This is a genomic window from Bradyrhizobium sp. 61, from assembly GCF_023073075.1.
Taxonomy (GTDB): domain Bacteria; phylum Pseudomonadota; class Alphaproteobacteria; order Rhizobiales; family Xanthobacteraceae; genus Bradyrhizobium; species Bradyrhizobium barranii.
This window is the reverse complement of the sequence record NZ_JADPIU010000103.1, coordinates 163686-180666: the sequence shown is the minus strand read 5'-3', so window position 1 is coordinate 180666 and position 16981 is coordinate 163686. Positions and strand designations below refer to the sequence as shown.

At 65.0% G+C, this 16981-nt stretch carries 14 protein-coding genes; 6 read left to right on the top strand and 8 right to left on the bottom strand.

The genetic code is table 11. The annotated features are described in order from the left end of the window. Positions 1 to 31 precede the first annotated feature (31 nt). Positions 32 to 1399: a M23 family metallopeptidase gene (locus IVB46_RS40430; RefSeq protein ID WP_247310772.1), complete on the top strand. Its 1368-nt coding sequence runs from the start codon at positions 32 to 34 to the stop codon at positions 1397 to 1399. A 32-nt stretch (positions 1400 to 1431) separates the two neighbouring features. Here the strand turns inward: IVB46_RS40430 and IVB46_RS40425 are convergent, their stop codons facing one another. Both IVB46_RS40425 and IVB46_RS40420 read right to left on the bottom strand, forming a co-directional pair. After that, positions 1432 to 2640, bottom strand: a complete 1209-nt coding sequence (locus IVB46_RS40425) for a DUF5666 domain-containing protein (RefSeq protein WP_247310775.1) — start codon at positions 2638 to 2640, stop codon at positions 1432 to 1434. Continuing rightward, positions 2637 to 3536, bottom strand: coding sequence for a DUF6502 family protein (locus IVB46_RS40420; RefSeq protein WP_247310779.1), 900 nt, complete (start codon positions 3534 to 3536; stop codon positions 2637 to 2639). The genes IVB46_RS40425 and IVB46_RS40420 overlap by 4 nt, the downstream gene beginning before the upstream one ends. A 126-nt stretch (positions 3537 to 3662) precedes the next feature. On the opposite strand from IVB46_RS40420, the gene IVB46_RS40415 reads away from it, so the two are divergent. Genes IVB46_RS40415 through IVB46_RS40395 form a run of 5 tightly spaced genes read left to right on the top strand, consistent with a single transcriptional unit; the run spans position 3663 to position 9251 of the window. Then, positions 3663 to 3824: a hypothetical protein gene (locus IVB46_RS40415; protein WP_014495568.1), complete on the top strand. Its 162-nt coding sequence runs from the start codon at positions 3663 to 3665 to the stop codon at positions 3822 to 3824. A gap of 7 nt (positions 3825 to 3831) precedes the next feature. Next, positions 3832 to 5760, top strand: a complete 1929-nt coding sequence (locus tag IVB46_RS40410; RefSeq protein ID WP_247345390.1) for a glycosyltransferase — start codon at positions 3832 to 3834, stop codon at positions 5758 to 5760. A 3-nt stretch (positions 5761 to 5763) separates the two neighbouring features. Next, complete coding sequence (locus IVB46_RS40405; protein ID WP_247310785.1) at positions 5764 to 6504, top strand: ABC transporter ATP-binding protein; 741 nt, start codon at positions 5764 to 5766, stop codon at positions 6502 to 6504. Further along, on the top strand, positions 6501 to 7880 hold the full coding sequence (locus IVB46_RS40400; RefSeq protein ID WP_247310788.1) for a glycosyltransferase family 1 protein: 1380 nt from the start codon (positions 6501 to 6503) through the stop codon (positions 7878 to 7880). Before IVB46_RS40405 ends, IVB46_RS40400 begins: the two co-directional genes overlap by 4 nt. Before the next feature lie 12 nt (positions 7881 to 7892). Beyond that, entirely contained in the window at positions 7893 to 9251 is a 1359-nt protein-coding gene (locus tag IVB46_RS40395; protein ID WP_247310792.1) for an O-antigen ligase family protein, read from the top strand. 5 nt (positions 9252 to 9256) lie between these two features. On the opposite strand, the gene IVB46_RS40390 is transcribed toward IVB46_RS40395, so the two are convergent. The 6 genes from IVB46_RS40390 to prfB form a co-directional block, all read right to left on the bottom strand. Continuing rightward, entirely contained in the window at positions 9257 to 11440 is a 2184-nt protein-coding gene (locus IVB46_RS40390) for a hypothetical protein (RefSeq protein ID WP_247310794.1), read from the bottom strand. A gap of 238 nt (positions 11441 to 11678) precedes the next feature. Further along, positions 11679 to 12914: an ABC transporter substrate-binding protein gene (locus IVB46_RS40385; protein ID WP_247310797.1), complete on the bottom strand. Its 1236-nt coding sequence runs from the start codon at positions 12912 to 12914 to the stop codon at positions 11679 to 11681. Positions 12915 to 13023: 109 nt separating this feature from the next. After that, on the bottom strand, positions 13024 to 13935 hold the full coding sequence (locus IVB46_RS40380) for a DMT family transporter (RefSeq protein ID WP_247345387.1): 912 nt from the start codon (positions 13933 to 13935) through the stop codon (positions 13024 to 13026). A 77-nt stretch (positions 13936 to 14012) separates the two neighbouring features. After that, positions 14013 to 14888: a DMT family transporter gene (locus tag IVB46_RS40375; protein WP_247310803.1), complete on the bottom strand. Its 876-nt coding sequence runs from the start codon at positions 14886 to 14888 to the stop codon at positions 14013 to 14015. 14 nt (positions 14889 to 14902) lie between these two features. After that, positions 14903 to 15784, bottom strand: a complete 882-nt coding sequence (locus IVB46_RS40370) for an NAD(P)-dependent oxidoreductase (RefSeq protein ID WP_247310806.1) — start codon at positions 15782 to 15784, stop codon at positions 14903 to 14905. Further along, positions 15784 to 16915 (bottom strand): peptide chain release factor 2 gene (prfB, locus tag IVB46_RS40365; protein ID WP_100213929.1). Its coding sequence is split into 2 segments (ribosomal slippage): positions 15784 to 16845 and positions 16847 to 16915, totalling 1131 coding nucleotides; the frame shifts between segments, so codons are not numbered across the junction. Before prfB ends, IVB46_RS40370 begins: the two co-directional genes overlap by 1 nt. Positions 16916 to 16981 lie beyond the last annotated feature (66 nt).

Genomic DNA, 16981 nt, shown 5'->3' with positions numbered 1-16981 from the left:
ACGGACTCATCCGACCGGCGCGGGAGTGCCGATGTCGAAAAGTTCTGCTCAATATTCGCAGTACCCCCAACATCACGCGCACGACCACGGACGGCCCCTCCATCGCCGTCCTGCCGCCGCCGTGGCTGCAGCCGCGATCCCCCCTCCTTCGACCGACGACGCCTACACCATCGTGCACCACGGCAAGCAGGTCCGCCTCGGACCTGTGGTGTTCTGGATCGTGGTCGGCACCGTCGTGCTGCTCGGACTCTGGTCGGCCGCGACCGCGACCTATTTCGCCTTCCGCGACGACGTCCTGACCCGGCTGATCGCGCGCCAAGCCGAGATGCAGTACGCCTACGAGGACCGCATCGCCGAGCTCCGTGCCAAGGTCGACCGCACCACCAGCCGGCAGCTGCTCGACCAGGAACAGTTCGACCAGAAGCTCGACCAGATCATGAAGCGCCAGACGGCGCTGGAGTCCCGCGCCACGGCGCTCGGGGCCATGCCCGACGTGACCGGATCAATCCCCCGCACGGCCCCGCAGCGCGGTGATTCGAGCCAGGGCGCGACGCAGGGCACGCCGAAGCCGTCGCCGATCAGCGACACCGTGATCTTCGTGGCACCGCCCGATCGCGAAGCGCGGCTTGAGTCGCGTGCGCCGACCGTCGCGGCACCGCCGACCAGCCAATTCGCCAAGAACCAGGGTTTCGACAACGTCCTGGTCCGGCTCACGACCTCGCTTGACCAGGTCGAGCGTCGCCAGATGGCAACGCTCAGCGCCGTCGAGGAAGGCATGGATTCACGCATGCGCCGGATGCGCGGCGTCGTCAGCGACCTCGGCCTCAATCTCGCCAGCCTCGAAGCCGCCGTGCCGCGCTCCGCGATGGGCGGTCCTTTCGTGCCCGTCAAGCTGACGGCCAATGCCGGGCCGTTCGAGAAGCAGCTCAACCGCATCAATGTCACCCGCGCCGAGATGGATCGGCTCAATCGCACGCTGGCGCTGGTGCCCTACCGCAAGCCCGTCATCGGCGAGGTCGAATTCACCTCCGGCTTCGGCGTGCGCAGCGATCCGTTCCTCGGCCGGCCTGCGATGCATACCGGTCTCGACTTCCGCGCCGCGACCGGCGATCCCGCCCGCGTCACCGCCAACGGCAAGGTGGTCTCGGCCGGCTGGTCCGGCGGTTACGGCCGCATGGTCGAAGTCGATCACGGCAGCGGGCTGTCGACCCGCTACGGCCATCTCTCCGAGATCAACGTCAAGGTCGGCGAGATCGTGAAGCTCGGCCAGGTCATCGGCCTCGTCGGCTCGACCGGCCGTTCCACCGGCCCGCACCTCCATTACGAAACCCGCATCGACGGCGAAGCGGTCGATCCGCAGAAGTTCTTGCGCGCCGGCGTGCGGCTCAGCGCGGGCTAAGCCCGCACCACGCGCTTTCAGCGTGGTCGCGCCTACCGCCGGCCGCCGCCCATCCCGCCTCCTGGACCTCCGAAGCCGCCACCGCCCATTCCACCGCCGGGTCCCGTGGGCCCGCCGCCGGGCGAACCAAATCCGCCGGGGCCTGACGGGCCGCTCGGGCCCGTCGGCGCGGAGCCGGGATTCGCACTTGGGCCAGGTCCAGGGCCAGATCCCGGAGCAGGTCCACCACCGGGCGCGCCGGGCTGGCCGCCGCTCGGAGTAGTGGCGCTGCGGTTCGGATGCAGGATCGAGCCGCCGGGCGACCGATTGGGATTGCCGCCACCGGATGGAGGTGCTCCCGGCCCCTGGCCGATGGCCTGAGCCGACTCCACCTGGAAGCCGCGTGAGCGATCGAACACGCCGTTGACCACCATGCGGGCCTCGCCGGCGGCCGGGCCGAAGCGTGAACCGTCACGAGCCACGAAGCCGGAGCCGAGCTGGAGGTTCGATCCCACGCGTTGCACATAGGCCTCGATCGAGAGGCGGCTTGCGCCGACGAGATCCGAGAAGTCGTCGATGCGCGTGCGCGCGGCCTGCATCGTGCCCTGGCTTGAACGGCCCTCGATCTGGGCGCGCTGGCCAACCAGCAGTGGATCGACCCCGGTCAGCCTCAGCCCGCCAATATGCAAGCCGTCAGGCCCGCGCTCGACGAGACCGGTGACACGCTCGGTCGCCTCGCGCCGCGGCTCGATCAGGCTTGCGACGATCACGCCGTCGGTCCGGCGCAGGCCATAGACGGCCACCTGCGTGCCCGCACGGAGCTTGCTCTCCTTGTCGCTTGTGACGATCTTCTGGCCGAGCACCGTCAGCTCGTTGCCCTTCACGGCTTCGATCGGACCTGCGACCTCGCTCGCGATCGCGATGTTGCGCGTCACGAGCGTGCCGTCGGCCTGACGGGTCGCGACCACGCGCGCAAGCTGGCCGATGCGCAGAGCCTTGGGGCTCGCGGCCTCGCCGTCGATCCGGACCGGCACGTCGCTCGCATAAGTGACGCGCTCGCCGTTGACGTAGATGCTGCCAAACCGCTGGATCACGCCGACGATGCCGGTGCCGCCGATGCCGTGGTCGTCACCGCGCCTGATTCCGGTGCCGCCGATGCCCTGATCGGTGCCGCGCTTGACCTGTGCGTGGGCCATCGCCGTACCGGCGAGCCAAAATCCTGTCAGCAGCAGACGGCGTGAGATCAGCGGCGGCCGGCTCATGAAGAACCACCCTCCTTGCCGCTTTCCTTGCTGCTGTCCTTGCCGCCTTCCTTGGCCTCTCCCTCGCCATCTGCATCTTCGCTGTAGATGTAGATGCCGAAATTCCAGCGAGCGTCACCGCCCTTGTCCTTGCCGAGCGCGCGGTTGGCCTCGCGGTTGGCGGTCTTCAGCGCGTCCATCGCGAGCTCGCGCGAGCGTGCCTCGAGGCGCTTGGCAAGCTTCGGCGAAATGTTGTTGTAGTGCACCGCGCGCTCGAGGAAGCGCGGCGCCGCGCCTGAGACGTTCTGCGCGGCGGCCGCGATATGGTCGTGCAGATTGCGGCCGAGATAGTGCCATTTGCTGTCGTCCTCGCCGCTCGGGACGAAGGCCGCCTCGACCAGCTCGATCTCGTCGGAATCGTTGATGGTGACGAGCTTGCGGTCGACCCATTCGTCGAGCACCGCGCGCGGCCGCACGTCCTTGGTGACGGAGGCGACCAGCTGCTCGAACGACGGCGCATCGCCCTCGGCCGTGCGCGGCAACGCCAACGGCTCGCCCTTCGCATCGGTGAATTCGGGCGCGGCAAGCCAGCGCGCGATCACGGCGCTCGTCAGCGACACCGCGGCCGGCGCCTCGTGCACCGGCGCGCCGGCACCGCGCAGCCGCGCCACCTCCTTGCGATGGATCCCGGTGAGCAGGCTGACACGGCTGTCGGTCTGCTCCTTCCCCTCCAGCGCAAAATCGTGCTCGGCGACGTTGACGAACAGCTCGCGAAGCAATTGCGCCAATGCCGGAAAAGTCATGCCGCTGCGAATGCAGAGCCGCACGAGCGGGCGCAGCAGCCGCGCCAGCGGCGCGTGCAGCTTCGCGGCGGTCGGCTGCGGAGCCGCTGCTTTGGACCCGGACTTGGCATTCATGTCTGAATTGTACCCGCGCCCCGCGTGGGACACAATCCCACTTTTTCTCACTTTCTGATTGACGTGGTAAATTTTCCCACATACACGAGACGCCACTGAGGGCGCGACGTAAAGGGACTCACACCCATGGCTGACCGCTTGGTCCGCAATTCCAACTCACTGCGTGCTGTGCCGGCTCCTGACTGGGGGCACGGCGCAATCGAGCCGATGCTGCCGGCGCTGTTGCGCGGCGTGATCTTCATCTCGGTGCTGGCCGCACCATTCGTCGCAGCCCTTCTCGCAGGCTGACACCATCATGCATCACACCAGCGAAACTCCGCGCCGCCCGTCGGTGCTGCACATCTTCAAGATCTATTATCCCGACCTGTTCGGCGGCACGCTGACGGTGATCCGCGACATCTGCGCGAGCCTGAAGGACAGCTTCGCCTCCGCCGTGCTGGTCTGCTCGCAATCGGCCGAGCGGCGCGAGATCGTCGTCAATGACGTGCCGGTCGAGCGCGTCCGCTCCTTCGGCAATGTCCTGTCGCTTCCCGCCGCTCCTACTTATCCCTGGCGACTCTGGCGCAAGATTGCCGAGCACGATTTGCTGGCGCTCCATGCCCCCTTCCCGCTCGCCGACCTCGTTTTCGCCTTCGGCTTCGGCGCCAATCGGCCGCTGGTGGTGCACTGGCATGCCGACATCGTCACCCATGCCGGCCTGCGCTGGTTCATCGAACCGTTGATGCGGCGGACACTGCGCCGGGCGACAGCGATCATCGTCTCGGACCATGCGCTGATCGAGAACACGCCGTTGCTGCGGGAATTCATCGACAAATGCCACGTCGTGCCGTTCGGCATCGACACCGCGGGTTACGACTGGCCGAAGATCGAGCCGCACCACGTGAACGATCGCGGCCGGCTCGTGCTCGCCTGCGGCCGGCTCGTGCCCTACAAGGGCTTCGACGTCCTGATCCGCGCCGCGGTCAACCGCAAGTTCGAGGTCTGGATCATCGGCGAAGGCACCGAGCGTCCGCGGCTCGAGCAGCTGATCCGCGAGCTCGGCCTCGGTGACCACGTCCGCCTGCTCGGCTCGGTGAACGACAGCGAGCGCATCAAGCTGATGTGCCTGTCCGACGTCTTCGTCATGCCGTCGGTCACCAATGCCGAGACCTTTGGCCTGGTCCAGCTCGAGGCCATGGCCGCCGGCCGCCCTGTCGTGAACACGGCGCTCGACACCGCGGTGCCGCGCGTCGCCCGCCATGGCATGGAGGCGATCACGGTGCCGCCGGGCGATGCCGAAAAGCTCGGCGATGCCATCGACACGCTGATCAGCGATCCCGAGCGCCGCCGCCGCATGGGACTGTCAGCCCGGACGCGCGCCCTCACCCGCTATTCCGCCCCAGCCTTCAGGGAAGGCATGCAGGCCGTCTACCGCGACGCCGTCACCGCGTCGTGCAAGGAACCCGCAACCGCCGCCGAGCCGCCGCAGGCGACCGGCTGGCTGGACACCGTCCGGATCGCGGCCGCACTGGCCTGGTCGGACATGCGCCACCGCTACGTGCGTTCGCTGCTCGGCCCGTTCTGGATGTCGCTTCAGATGGCGATCGTGGTCGCAGTATTGGGCTCGGTGATCGGCCAGATGTCGAACGCCGACATGCTGGCGCGCCTGCCGATGCTGGCGCTGTCGATGACGGCCTGGACCTTCCTCAACAGCGTCGTGCTCGATGCGACCACGGCGCTTCAGCATTCCGCGAGCCTGATCCGCGACCGAGCGCTGCCGCCGGTGATCTTCCTGCTGCAATGCACCTTCCGCCAGGCGCTGTTCGCGCTGCATAACGCCTGCGTGCCGCTGGTGCTGTGGCTGATCCTCTCGCCCCACGACCTCTCTCACGCGCTGGCGGCGCTGCCCGGCCTGCTGCTGTTCATAGCCTGTACCTTCGCCTTGAGCCTCGTCCTCGGCGCGACGGCAACGCGCTATCGCGACCTCAAGCCGATCATCGAATCCACGCTGATGCTCGCCTTCCTCGCCTCGCCCGTGATCTGGTCCGCCGAGATGATCAATCACCGCTCGACGGTGATGCGGCTCAATCCGCTAACGCATCTGTTCGCGGTGTGGCGCGAGCCACTTGCAGGCGGCCATATCGATCCCGCCAGCATCGTCTACGTCCTCATCACGCTGGCGCTGCTGATCTTTGCGAGCGTGCTGACGCTGGTCCACCTGCGCAAAGCCGCATTCTGGATTTGACCCATGGTCTCGATCAGCCTGCACGACGTCTGTCTCGACTATCCACTCTACGGCGCCTACGACTTCTCGCTGAAGCGGCGACTGCTCGGCCACCTCATCCGCGAACCGGGCGAGATGCGGATCATCCGCGCCGTCGACAACGTCTCGATCGAGGCCGAAGCCGGCGCCCGTATCGGGCTTGCCGGGCCCAACGGCTCCGGCAAGTCGACGCTGCTGCGCCTGATCGCCGGTGTCTATCCGCCGAGCAGTGGCCGCGTCACGATCCGGGGCAACGTCGTACCCCTGCTCGGCCTGAACGCCGGGGTCAATCTGGACTTCGTGGCGGAGGACAACATCGCGCTGCTGCTGCGGATCAGCGGTCGCAAGCCCACACGCAGCGTGATCGACGAGATCTGGGCCTTCACCGAGCTCGAAGCGCGCATGCAGCGCCTGCCCTTGCGGATGTTCTCCTCGGGCATGCTGATGCGGGTGTTGTTCGCGACCGCCACCGCTTTCCCGGCCGACATCCTGCTGCTCGACGAATGGCTCAGCGTCGTCGACGAGCATTTTGCGGAGAAGGCCGAGAGGCGGCTGCGAAACCTGGTCTCGCAGGCGGCGATCGTGATCATCGCCTCGCACGACCTGCCGCTGCTGCGCCGCACCTGCTCCAGCATCATCAACCTCGATCACGGCCGCATCGCCTCGACCATCGCGGTCGAGCCGCCCGTCACGCACACCTTTGAGCTCCGAGAGAAACGCGCATGAAACAGAACATCCTGGTCGTGTCCGAGTCGCTCGGACAACCCAATCACAAGCGCGGCATCTTCCACTTCACCCGGGAATTGGTACGGTCGCTCGCGTCGGAAGGCCACGAACTCACTTTGCTGGTGGAAACCTCGAAGCGTTACCGTAAGCTATGTCGGCGCGAGCGACGCACGAAGCTGTTTCCGGCGCAGTCGCGCAACATCGAGCTGCTCGCTCTTTATCGCTTCCTCGACGAGGTCAACGTGAGCGGGCCGGTGATGCTCAGCGGCGCGCGTCGCAGGTTCGACTGGCTCCGCCACAAGGCCACCATGCTGCTGTCGCGGGACAATATCCTCTGCCTCCTGCGCGCGATCGGCCTGCTTGGCCTGCACGCCCGGCTGATCGAGAACCGGCCCGCCGCGCTCGAATACATTCCGCCGGATATGCGCCATCTCGAACTGTTCAGCGAATTCCAGCTCGAGCCCGGATTCTTCAACTATCAGGACTCCTCGGCCTTCTTCCTGCTGCCACCGCCGCGGATCGATGCGCGTGACTATGATCTCATCGTTGTGGACACCCCGACGCGGGTCGCGATCAGGCGCAAGCCGAACGCCAAGGTGATCTGCATCGTCCACGATTTGCTGCCGCTCACCGACCTCAAACTCAGCGACATCGCCACGCGCCAGTTCCTGGCGCGGATCGGCACCAGCCTGCGCCAGGCTGACGAGCTCGCCTTCGTTTCAAACTATAGCATGATGCGGTTCAGGGAACTGTTGCCGCAATTTGCGCACCTGCCGGCGCGGGTCGTGTATCCCCGCACCCGGTTCGACGCCCCGGATGTCCTCCACCTCCCAGCCCTGTCGGGGCGTCCGGGGCGGCCGAACTTCGTCATCATCGTGTCGAACGAACCGCGCAAGAACGTCGCCACCGTCATTCGTGCTTTCCGCAACGTCCCTCAGGCCGATCTCGTGGTGATCGGTCATGCAGGCCAGATCAGCCGGATGCGCAACCTGCCGCCAAATGTCCGCTTCGCCGGCTATGTCGACGAGCATGAAAAGGCCGCCATGATCGCGGAGGCGCACGGGCTGATCATGCCGAGCCTGGCCGAAGGCTTCGGCATACCGATCATCGAGGCACTGGCCGCGAACACGCCGGTGCTGTGCTCCGATATCGCGGTGTTCCGTGAAGTCGCGGGCGAGCTCGCCGACTATTTCGACCCCTTCTCGACCGAGGCGATCGCAGCTTCAATCACCCGTGTGCTGACGCGGCAGGAGGAATGCCGCGGCCGCATCCGCGCAAGGAGACACGAGCTCGCCGAGCGCTTCGGCTACGAGACCCAGGCGCGCGACTTCCTCGGGCATGAGATGCCCCGGGAAAGCCTGGCCGCCGCGCAATAAGCGTCGTTGCACATGACTGCTGAAACCGCGGAATGGCCCGGACCGGCCGGTCGACAAGCGTTGCGCGCCCGATGGCAAACCATGGGCAAATCGCCAGCTCTGATCGGGGTCGCCGATGGGCTCGCTGTGCTGGTCGCGGCGTCGCTGCCCTGGTCGACCACAGCGCCTTCGATCTTCGTCGGGCTCTGGCTGCTGGTGGTGACGCCGACCATCGACTGGCGCGACTATGGACGCCAGCTCGCACGGCCTGCGTTCGCCCTGCCCTTTGCCTTCCTGCTGCTCGCGCTTCTCGGCACGCTCTGGTCGGACGGCGCGTGGGCCGACCGGTTGCATGCGATCAAGCCGGTCGCAAAGCTCGTGCTCACTCCAGCACTGCTCTATCACTTCAGCCGATCCAAACGCGGTTTCTGGGTTTTCCTTGGCTTTCTCGCGTCCTGCGCGCTGCTTGCCGTCTATTCCTGGATCGTGCTGCACGATCCCGCCTGGAAACTCACCGCGACCGCGTCAGCCGGTGTTCCCGTCAAGGACTACATCGACCAGAGCCAGGAATTCACGCTGTGCGCCTTTGCGCTCGCGCTGCCCGCGTTGACTTTCTGGCGCCGCGGAAACGTGGTTGCGACAGCCATCTGTCTGGCATTGATCCTGCTGTTCGTGACCAACATGGTGTTCGTCGCCTCCGCCCGCACGGCGCTGCTGTGCATCGCGGTGCTGCTCGGACTGTTCGCCTGGAGGCATTTGAGCCGGCGCGCGGCGCTGGTCCTGCTCGCGGGCACGATAGCCGCGAGCACACTGGCCTGGACGACCTCGCCCTATCTGCGCCACCGCATTGCGGACATCGCCGTGGAATACCGCCACGGCCACGAGGACATCAGCCGAGCCTCGACCGCCCAACGCCTGACCTATTGGCGCAAGGCGCTTCACGCCTTTGGCGAGGCACCCCTGACCGGTCACGGCACCGGGTCGATCAAGCGCCAGTTCGAGCGCGCCGCCACCGGTGGAAGCAGCCTCGATGCGGAGATCGTCAGCAATCCCCACAACCAGACCCTCAATGTCGCGATGCAATGGGGCGTACTCGGCGTCGTCCTGCTCTACACCATGTGGATCGCCCACCTTCGCCTGTTCCTGGGCGAAGGCCTTGCGGCCTGGATCGGGCTCGTCGCCGTGGTGCAGAACATCGCGAGCTCACTTCTGAACTCGCATTTGTTCGACTTCCACGCGGGGTGGATGTATGTGCTCGGCGTCGGCGTCGCCGGCGGCATGGTGCTGAAAGCGAAAGCCGGACCGCATTTGCATTATGAGACCCGCATCGAGGGTGAAGCGGTCGATTCGCAGAAATTTCTGCGCGCCGGCGTGCGGCTCAGCGCCGACTAGGCCTTTTACTCCGCCGCCACGCAAGCCACCTGGGGGGGAGCCAACGCAAAGACGCCGAAATCGGGCACCACCATTTCGAGTTCGCGGCGATAGCTTTCGTAGCTGAGCGCTCCCGGCCGAATGAAGCCGAGTTGAAGCGTGTGATCGACCACACGCCTGAGAACGATCGGAGCGCTCGCCGGTGTAAACTGGGCGCCACCGGGATTGGACAGCGTCGTGATCAGACCGCGTGCGGGCTCGTTTCTCTTATCGGGACGTGACACCATGATCAGACGTATCGCTCCCTTCTCGAGGGTGACGAAGTTCAGGAACGGGCGTCCATCCGGGATGTAGACACGGCCCCTCTGCGTGTGCCCGGCATCAACACGTTCGCGTTCCTCGAACATGAGACAGGACTCGGTTTCGTCCCAATGAATGCCGATGATGTAGGCACTAATGATCTCGGGGTTGGAGAACGCGGGCCTGAAGCAGACGTAATCCCCCTCGAAGGTCTCCACTCCTGCGCGATCGCGGTAGCCAAGATCATCGGCGACGTCGAACCTAGACGTCACTGGCGGAGGTTCGAGTCCGCCGGCAATCGACGGCGCATCGTGCAATGGAAACCCCTTGTGCGGACTGGTGGCTATCCGCTCAGCAGTGACGTTGCGTATGCGCTCGGACTCATTGAAGACCGCGAGGACCATGCCGCCGACGATGAAGCCGGTTAAGCCAGTGCTTAACGCCACCAGTTGGATCGCATCCTGCGGATGTACATAGAACAGAGCCAGTACTTGCTGGCCGATCATATGCGCGACCAGCCACCCCGCACAGGTCAGCGCGGCGCCGTTCGCGAGAGCCCCGAGGGCCGCCACGCGGTACCAGCTCATCCGCGAACATCCCATGTAGGAACAAATGAGCCCGAGGGAAATCGTACAGATGAAAGGCGTGATGACGCCGTATAGCCGCTCGATGAACTGCCTAAGAACGTCCTGATATCCTCCTCCCTGCATCAGGGCGGACACTAGTGGAATGCCGATCCGGAGCCCAATCGACAGCCCCACGACGACGAGACCGGCGACAACCAACTCGGCGATAGGCGGATATCCGGGTGTGTTGCCTTCCTTGCGTCCGATGAAGCGTTGCGCCACGACGATCGCGCCCAGGACTGCGAAGCCGATCGAAGCGCCGAACGTGACCGCAATCGTCAGCACCTTGCCGACGTCGATCGGAAGTGTTCCCGGCATGAACACCATCATGCCAATGCTCCAGGCCGTCACGAGGAAGATCGTTGTCGCCCATTGATCCAGCCCAAAGGTCGGCCCCGGACTGTAGGCGAAGCCCATCCTCGCTAGCCGCTGCAATCGGCCGCTATGGGTCCGTTCGCAAAACAGGACATAGCGAGACACGAGGCCGCAAGTGAGGTTGGTGACCTCAGCAATGTTGCGGTTCAAAGCGTCCTTCAATTCCGGGGTTGGAAGCGACGACGTGAAAAAGGCAAGACCGGCGTGCATCATCTCTTCGTAACGGGCATCCGCACGAGCCGCCACCGCGTCGCCCAATTGCATGATCATGGCGTAGGCGGATCGGCCATAGCCATTTCCGGTGAAGTCGAGTGCCGCGGCATTCTGCCGGGGTCCGACGAACAGGTTGTAAAGGCCGATGGCTCTTGTGAAGCGGTCGGGAAGAGTACCGTCCCTGCTGAAACTCAACGCTTGCGGACCGATATTCTCCGAAACGATTTTGGTCACCTTGCTTCGAAGGTCGTCGCGCGGGACGAAACCCGTGGTTTGCGCGAGTTCAAATGCGAGTCGGTCGGCTTCACGCGGAATGGCGGCCAATCTGACACAAAATGCGCGCGCGGCCCGGTCGATCCGTGCCACCTGCCGGAATTGCGAAGCGACGACGATGATGAGCACGGCCACGATCGGAGCATATTGAGCCAGTTGCGCCTGCGCCTTTGGATCTACCGCCTTCACCTGGCCGACGATGAAGTCGAACCCGATGCTGCCCTGGACGAGTCCGATCATGACGACCAGCCAGAGCGGTATCATCAGGGCGTAGTAGAATATCACCCCCCAGAAGAACAGCGCGAAGGTCGTACCGGACCGATTGGTGGGCGGAGAGTTGAAGCGAGCCCAGGCAACGACAAAGAGTGCCAAGATCGCAATAATCCATTGGCTCTTCGTAACGATCGCTTCAATGATGTCCATGTTACGCGCTCCCACATAGCAGGCGACGCTTGCATGAATGGCTCTGCCCTCGCCGAGGCAGGGCACAATTCAGATCAGGGACATCGTGGAGACGCAGCGCGCGTCGACACAGGTGCCCGAACAATAGGGAAGACTACGCTGGGCCGACCCGGCTGCAATGTGAAGTAGAACACACCCGGGAGGACATTTCTTTAGCGGAGTTGGACACCGCGACCGCTGTTGGTCACATACAACCGAACTACGGACTCCGCTCGTGGCCGACCTCGCCGGTGATGACGTCGCCGAACAGCTCCCAGGCCTGCCCGTTGAAGCGCATCAACTGCATCTGCTCGATCGGGAAATAGTCGTCGGTGGAGGTGTTGACCATGATGCCTGGCAGCATCAGATCAGTGTGGAAATTCTTCAGGCTAGTGGCCTGCTTCATCACGTTCTCACGGGTGAGATTGTCACCGCACTGCTTCAACACCTGCGCCATCGCCTCGGCCTGCACATAGCCGTAGATGTTGTTGGCGTTGGCCTTGTCGCCATCGGGATAATATTTGTCCATGAATTCGCGCCACTTCACCACCGCCGGGTCCTTGTCCCAGGTCGGGTCGGTCGGATCCTTCAGATAGACGGTCGAGATGATATCCTTGGAATAGTCGAGCCCGGCGGGCTTGAGCACCGAGGCGACCGAGGTCGCGGTATTGGCGAGGAAGAATTTTGGTTTCCAGCCGAGCTCTCCGACCTTCCGGATTGCCTGCGCCGATCCCTTCGGGGCGGCCCATGAGAAGAAGATGTCGGCGCCCGAGTCATGCAGCGCCACGATCTGCGAGTCGATCGAGGGATCGCTGACCTCATAGGACTTGTCGGCGATGATCATGCCGGCCTTGTCGCCGAGCCCGTCCTTCAGGCCCTTGAACTGGTCCTTGCCGGCGTCGTCGTTCTGCCAGAACACGGCGATCCTGCTGTTGGGGAAATGATCGCGGATGTACTTTGCGTAGATCCGCCCCTCGCTCTGGTAGTTCGGCTGGAAACCCATGGTCCACGGGAAATTCTTGGGGTCCCCGAACTTGGTACCGCCGGAGGCGACGAACAGCTGCGGCACCTTCTTGGCGTTCATGTATTTCATGATCGCCGAGTTCGAGGGCGTGCCGAGCGGCTGGAAGATCAGCAGCACCTCGTCGCTCTCGACCAGCTTGCGCGCCTGCTCGATCGCTTTCGGCGGCGAATAGGCGTCGTCATAGCTGATGAAGTTGATCTTGCGGTCGTTGATTCCGCCCTGGTCGTTGATCATCCTGAAATAGGCGGCCTCGGTTTTGCCGATCACGCCATAGGACGACGCCGGCCCGCTATAGGGCATAATGTTGCCGATTTTGACTTCGGTGTCGGTGGCGCCGGGATCGTATTTCTTCTGCGCCAGAGCCGGTGCCGAGACGAGCACGCCGGCAGCAAGAATGGCGAGGGCAGCAAGGCTTTCGCGACGACCCGGCATCGTTCTCTCCCCTATGTTTTGTAGTCTTGTTTTGCGGAGAGTGTCGCAAGGCCGTTCGCCGCTGGCAAGCGCCGCGATTTTCCGCGCCGTGAAACGACGGACCCGGAACTTACGCGGTGCGCCGCAGCAGTCTCAGTGCGCGCCCGTCGATCACGAGCAATGCGCTACCGATGACGATGGCGCCCGCGATCTCGCGCGCGGAGATCGGCTCACCCAGCACCAGCCATCCCAGCAGGATGGCGGTGACGGGAATGAGCAGAGTCACCAGCATCACGTTGGTCGCGCCCGAACGCCGAATGATCTGAAAGAAGACGATGTAGGCGAGCGCCGTAGATAGGGCGGCCAGGCCAAGCACCGCGAGCCAGGTCGTGAGACCCGGCATCGAAAGGTGCCACGGCTGCTCCACAGCTCCGGCGACGACCGCCATCATCACAGTCGACGCCATCAGCTGAAACGTCGCCGTTCCCAGCGGAGGCGCGTCCTTCAGCAGCCTCCGCGCGGCCAGCGCCGCAAAGCCATAGCTGAACGCGCCGCCCAGGCAGAGCAGGATGCCGAGCCCCTGCCCCGGCCTCGTTTCGATGCCCCATCCGCGCAGGATGATGACGCCGGCGAGGCCGAGCGCCACGCCGGCCACCCGACGCATCTGCAGGGCCTCTTCGCCGGCCGCCGCCATCACCATCACCGTGAAGAGCGGCGTGGTCGCGTTCAGGATCGAGGCCAGTCCGCTCGGGATGAAGGTCTGTCCGAGCACGATCAGCGAGAACGGGATGACATTGTTGAGCAGCCCGATCGCGACGAACGGCTTCCAGCCCGCCATGCCCTTGGGAAGACCGATGCCCTGCATCCGGAGCAACGGCAGGAGAATGGCCGCCCCAAGCGCGACGCGCAGGAACACCAGCGTCAACGGCGGCAATTCCCGCAGCGCCGCACCATTGAAGAAGAACGATCCGCCCCAGAGAACCGAGAGCACCGCGAGCAGCGACCAGTCTCGCGCATCGATCCTGTTATCGTTCGGGGACATGTGCTTCACCTCGGCGGCCGAGCCTGCCGCCTAGGACGGCGCAAGACAGGCCGCCACCCGATTTCCGACAACGCTGTTCAGGAGGGGCGCCGCGAGCGAGCGTCACCGGCAATATCGGCGACAACCGCTCCGATCACCAGCGCGCCGCCAATGAGCGCATGCACGGCGGGCAACTCCCGGAAGGCGACCCAGATCCAGAACGGCATCAGCGGCGTTTCCAGCGTCGCGATCAGGGAAGCTTGCCCTGATGGCAGCAAGCGCGAGCCGAGCATGTAGAAGGTCAGGCCGAGCGCGACCTGGAGGCAGCCGAACATCGCGAGGATCGCAAGGCCATTGCCGCCGACATGGGCGATGTCGTGGGCAAAGGGAAGACTGACGAGGCTCCCCATGAAGTTCGACAGCGCGGCCGCGGCCACCATCGACGTCTCGCGATGGCGCCGGACCACGACGGTCATGGCGGAGATGGCAAGCACCATCAGGCAGCTCAGCGCGACGCCGCCGAGATCGGCGCCGGCTTGCACACCGCCGACCGTGATGACGACGCCGGCAAAGGCAATCAGGCTCGCGGTCAGCGTACGCCACGTCGCGGCTTCGCCGAGCCACAGCCATGCCAGCGCGGCCGCGATGAAGGGCTGGGTGGCAATCAGCACGGCGACGTTCATGACCTTGGTCATCTGAAGCGCGGGAATGAACGAGACCATGCCGACCGCGGACAAGGACGCGACGAGCAGGCCGCCCTTCCCCGGCACGACCAATTGCCACAGCGCAGCGCGACCCTGCATCACGACGAGAAAGACCGTGATCAGGCTGCCCGCGAACAGGCCTCGCCAGAACAGGATGGTCCAGGGGTCGAACGGCAAGAGGCGCGTGAAGAACGGCGCCGTGCTCCAGGCAACTGCGGCAGCGATGACGAGGGCAATGCCGAGACCGCGATCCGAACGAGGCTGCCCCATGTTGATGCGTCCAGCTAGGTCGGCTTCTTCGGCCGCGACACCAGCTCGATCATCTTGCCTTCATCGTCGTCGGGCATTGCGGCCTTCGCCTGCGCGTAGGACTCGACCGCAGCGCGCGAGACCAGCGGCTTGTCGGCGAGCAGGCTTTCGGCGAGCCTCACCGCGTAGGCGGCATCCTTGTGCCGCAGCGCCGCCGTAAACGTCGCGCCGCTGAAATCGCGGGCGACCATGCGCTTGGAATGACGCTGCACCTGCGGGCTGGCGGCGACACCGGCCTGGATCGATTCCAGCACCAGGTTCATGTCGAGCCCGGCCTGTTCGGCGATGGCGAGGCCTTCGGCAAGGCCCGCGATCTGGATCGCACCCAAGAGATTGTTGATGAGCTTGTAGACGGTGCCGGAGCCGACCGCGCCGAAATGGCGGATGGTCGAGCCGATCGGTTCGAGGAACGGCCGCGCACGTTCGAGATCAGCTGCGTCAGCGCCGGCGAGCAGCGTCAGCTTTCCGGCCGCTGCCGCATCCGGCAATCCCGTCACGGGGCAGTCGATGTAGATCAGCCCGCGCGCGTTCAGTTCGCGGCCCATCTCGCGGGCGTGGTCATAGGAGACGGTGGAGCACTCGATCGCAATGGTGCCGGCCTTTGCCGTCTTGGCCGCGCCCTCAGGCCCGAGCCAGACCGCGCGCGAGGCTTCGTCATCAGCGACCATAGTCACGACCGCATCGGCATCGATCGCGGCATCCTCAGGCGACGTCGCCCAATGCGCACCGCGCGCGATCAGGTCGTCCGCTTTTGCCTTGCTGCGATTCCACAGCGTCACCGTGAAGCCGGCATCGAGATAGCGGCCGGCCATGCCGTGGCCCATCCGCCCCAACCCGATGAAGGCGACGCGGGACATCAGTCGACGTCCTCGATGTCGGCGCCGGTGGTGCCGAAGGCGCGCTGCGCCAGGGTTGCGGCCATGAAGTCGTCGAGCTCGCCGTTCAGCACGCCCGATGTGTCGGACGTCTGCACGCCGGTGCGCAAATCCTTCACCATCTGGTAGGGCTGCAGCACGTAGGAGCGGATCTGGTGGCCCCAGCCGATATCGGTCTTGGCGGCCTGGTCGGCGGCAGCCTTCTCCTCGCGCTTCTTCAGCTCGATCTCGTAAAGCCGCGCGCGCAGCATGTCCCAGGCCTGCGCCCGGTTCTTGTGCTGGGACCGGCCGGCCTGGCAGACCACGGCAACGCCGGTCGGAATATGCGTCAGGCGCACCGCGGATTCGGTCTTGTTGACGTGCTGGCCGCCGGCGCCGCCCGAGCGCATGGTGTCGACGCGAACGTCGGCTTCCTTGATGTCGATCTTGATGCTGTCGTCGATGACCGGGAATACCTGCACGCTCGAAAACGAGGTGTGCCGCCGCGCGTTGGAATCGAACGGCGAGATGCGCACCAATCGGTGCACGCCCGCCTCCGTCTTCAGCCAACCATAGGCGTTGTGGCCCGAGACCTGGATCGTCGCGGACTTGATGCCGGCCTCTTCGCCCTCGGACTCTTCGAGGAATTCGACCTTGAAGCCGTGCGTCTCGGCCCAGCGCGTATACATGCGCAGCAGCATCTGCGCCCAGTCCTGGCTCTCGGTGCCGCCGGCGCCGGCATGGACTTCAAGATAGGAATCGAAGCGATCGGCCTCGCCCGACAGCAGCGCCTCGAGCTCGCGCCGCGCGACTTCCTTCTTGAGGTTCTTCAGCGCGGTTTCAGCCTCAGTGACGACGCCGGCATCGCCCTCGGCCTCGCCGAGCTCGATCATGCCGATGTCGTCTTCGAGCTCCTGCTCGACCTTGCCGATGCCCGAGAGCGAATCCTCAAGCGAGGTGCGCTCCTGCATCAGCTTCTGGGCTTTCTGGGGATCGTTCCAGAGGTTGGGATCTTCTGCGAGCTTGTTCAGCTCAGCGAGGCGCGCCGTCGATTTCTCGACGTCAAAGATGCCTCCTCAGCAGCCCGACTGACTGCTTGATCTCTTCTACCAACCGTTCGATTTCGGCGCGCATGTTGTTCTCTGATCTCGCGGAATCCCGCGTGCATTGGAGCTGGGATGTAGCGGCGGCGGCCGCAAA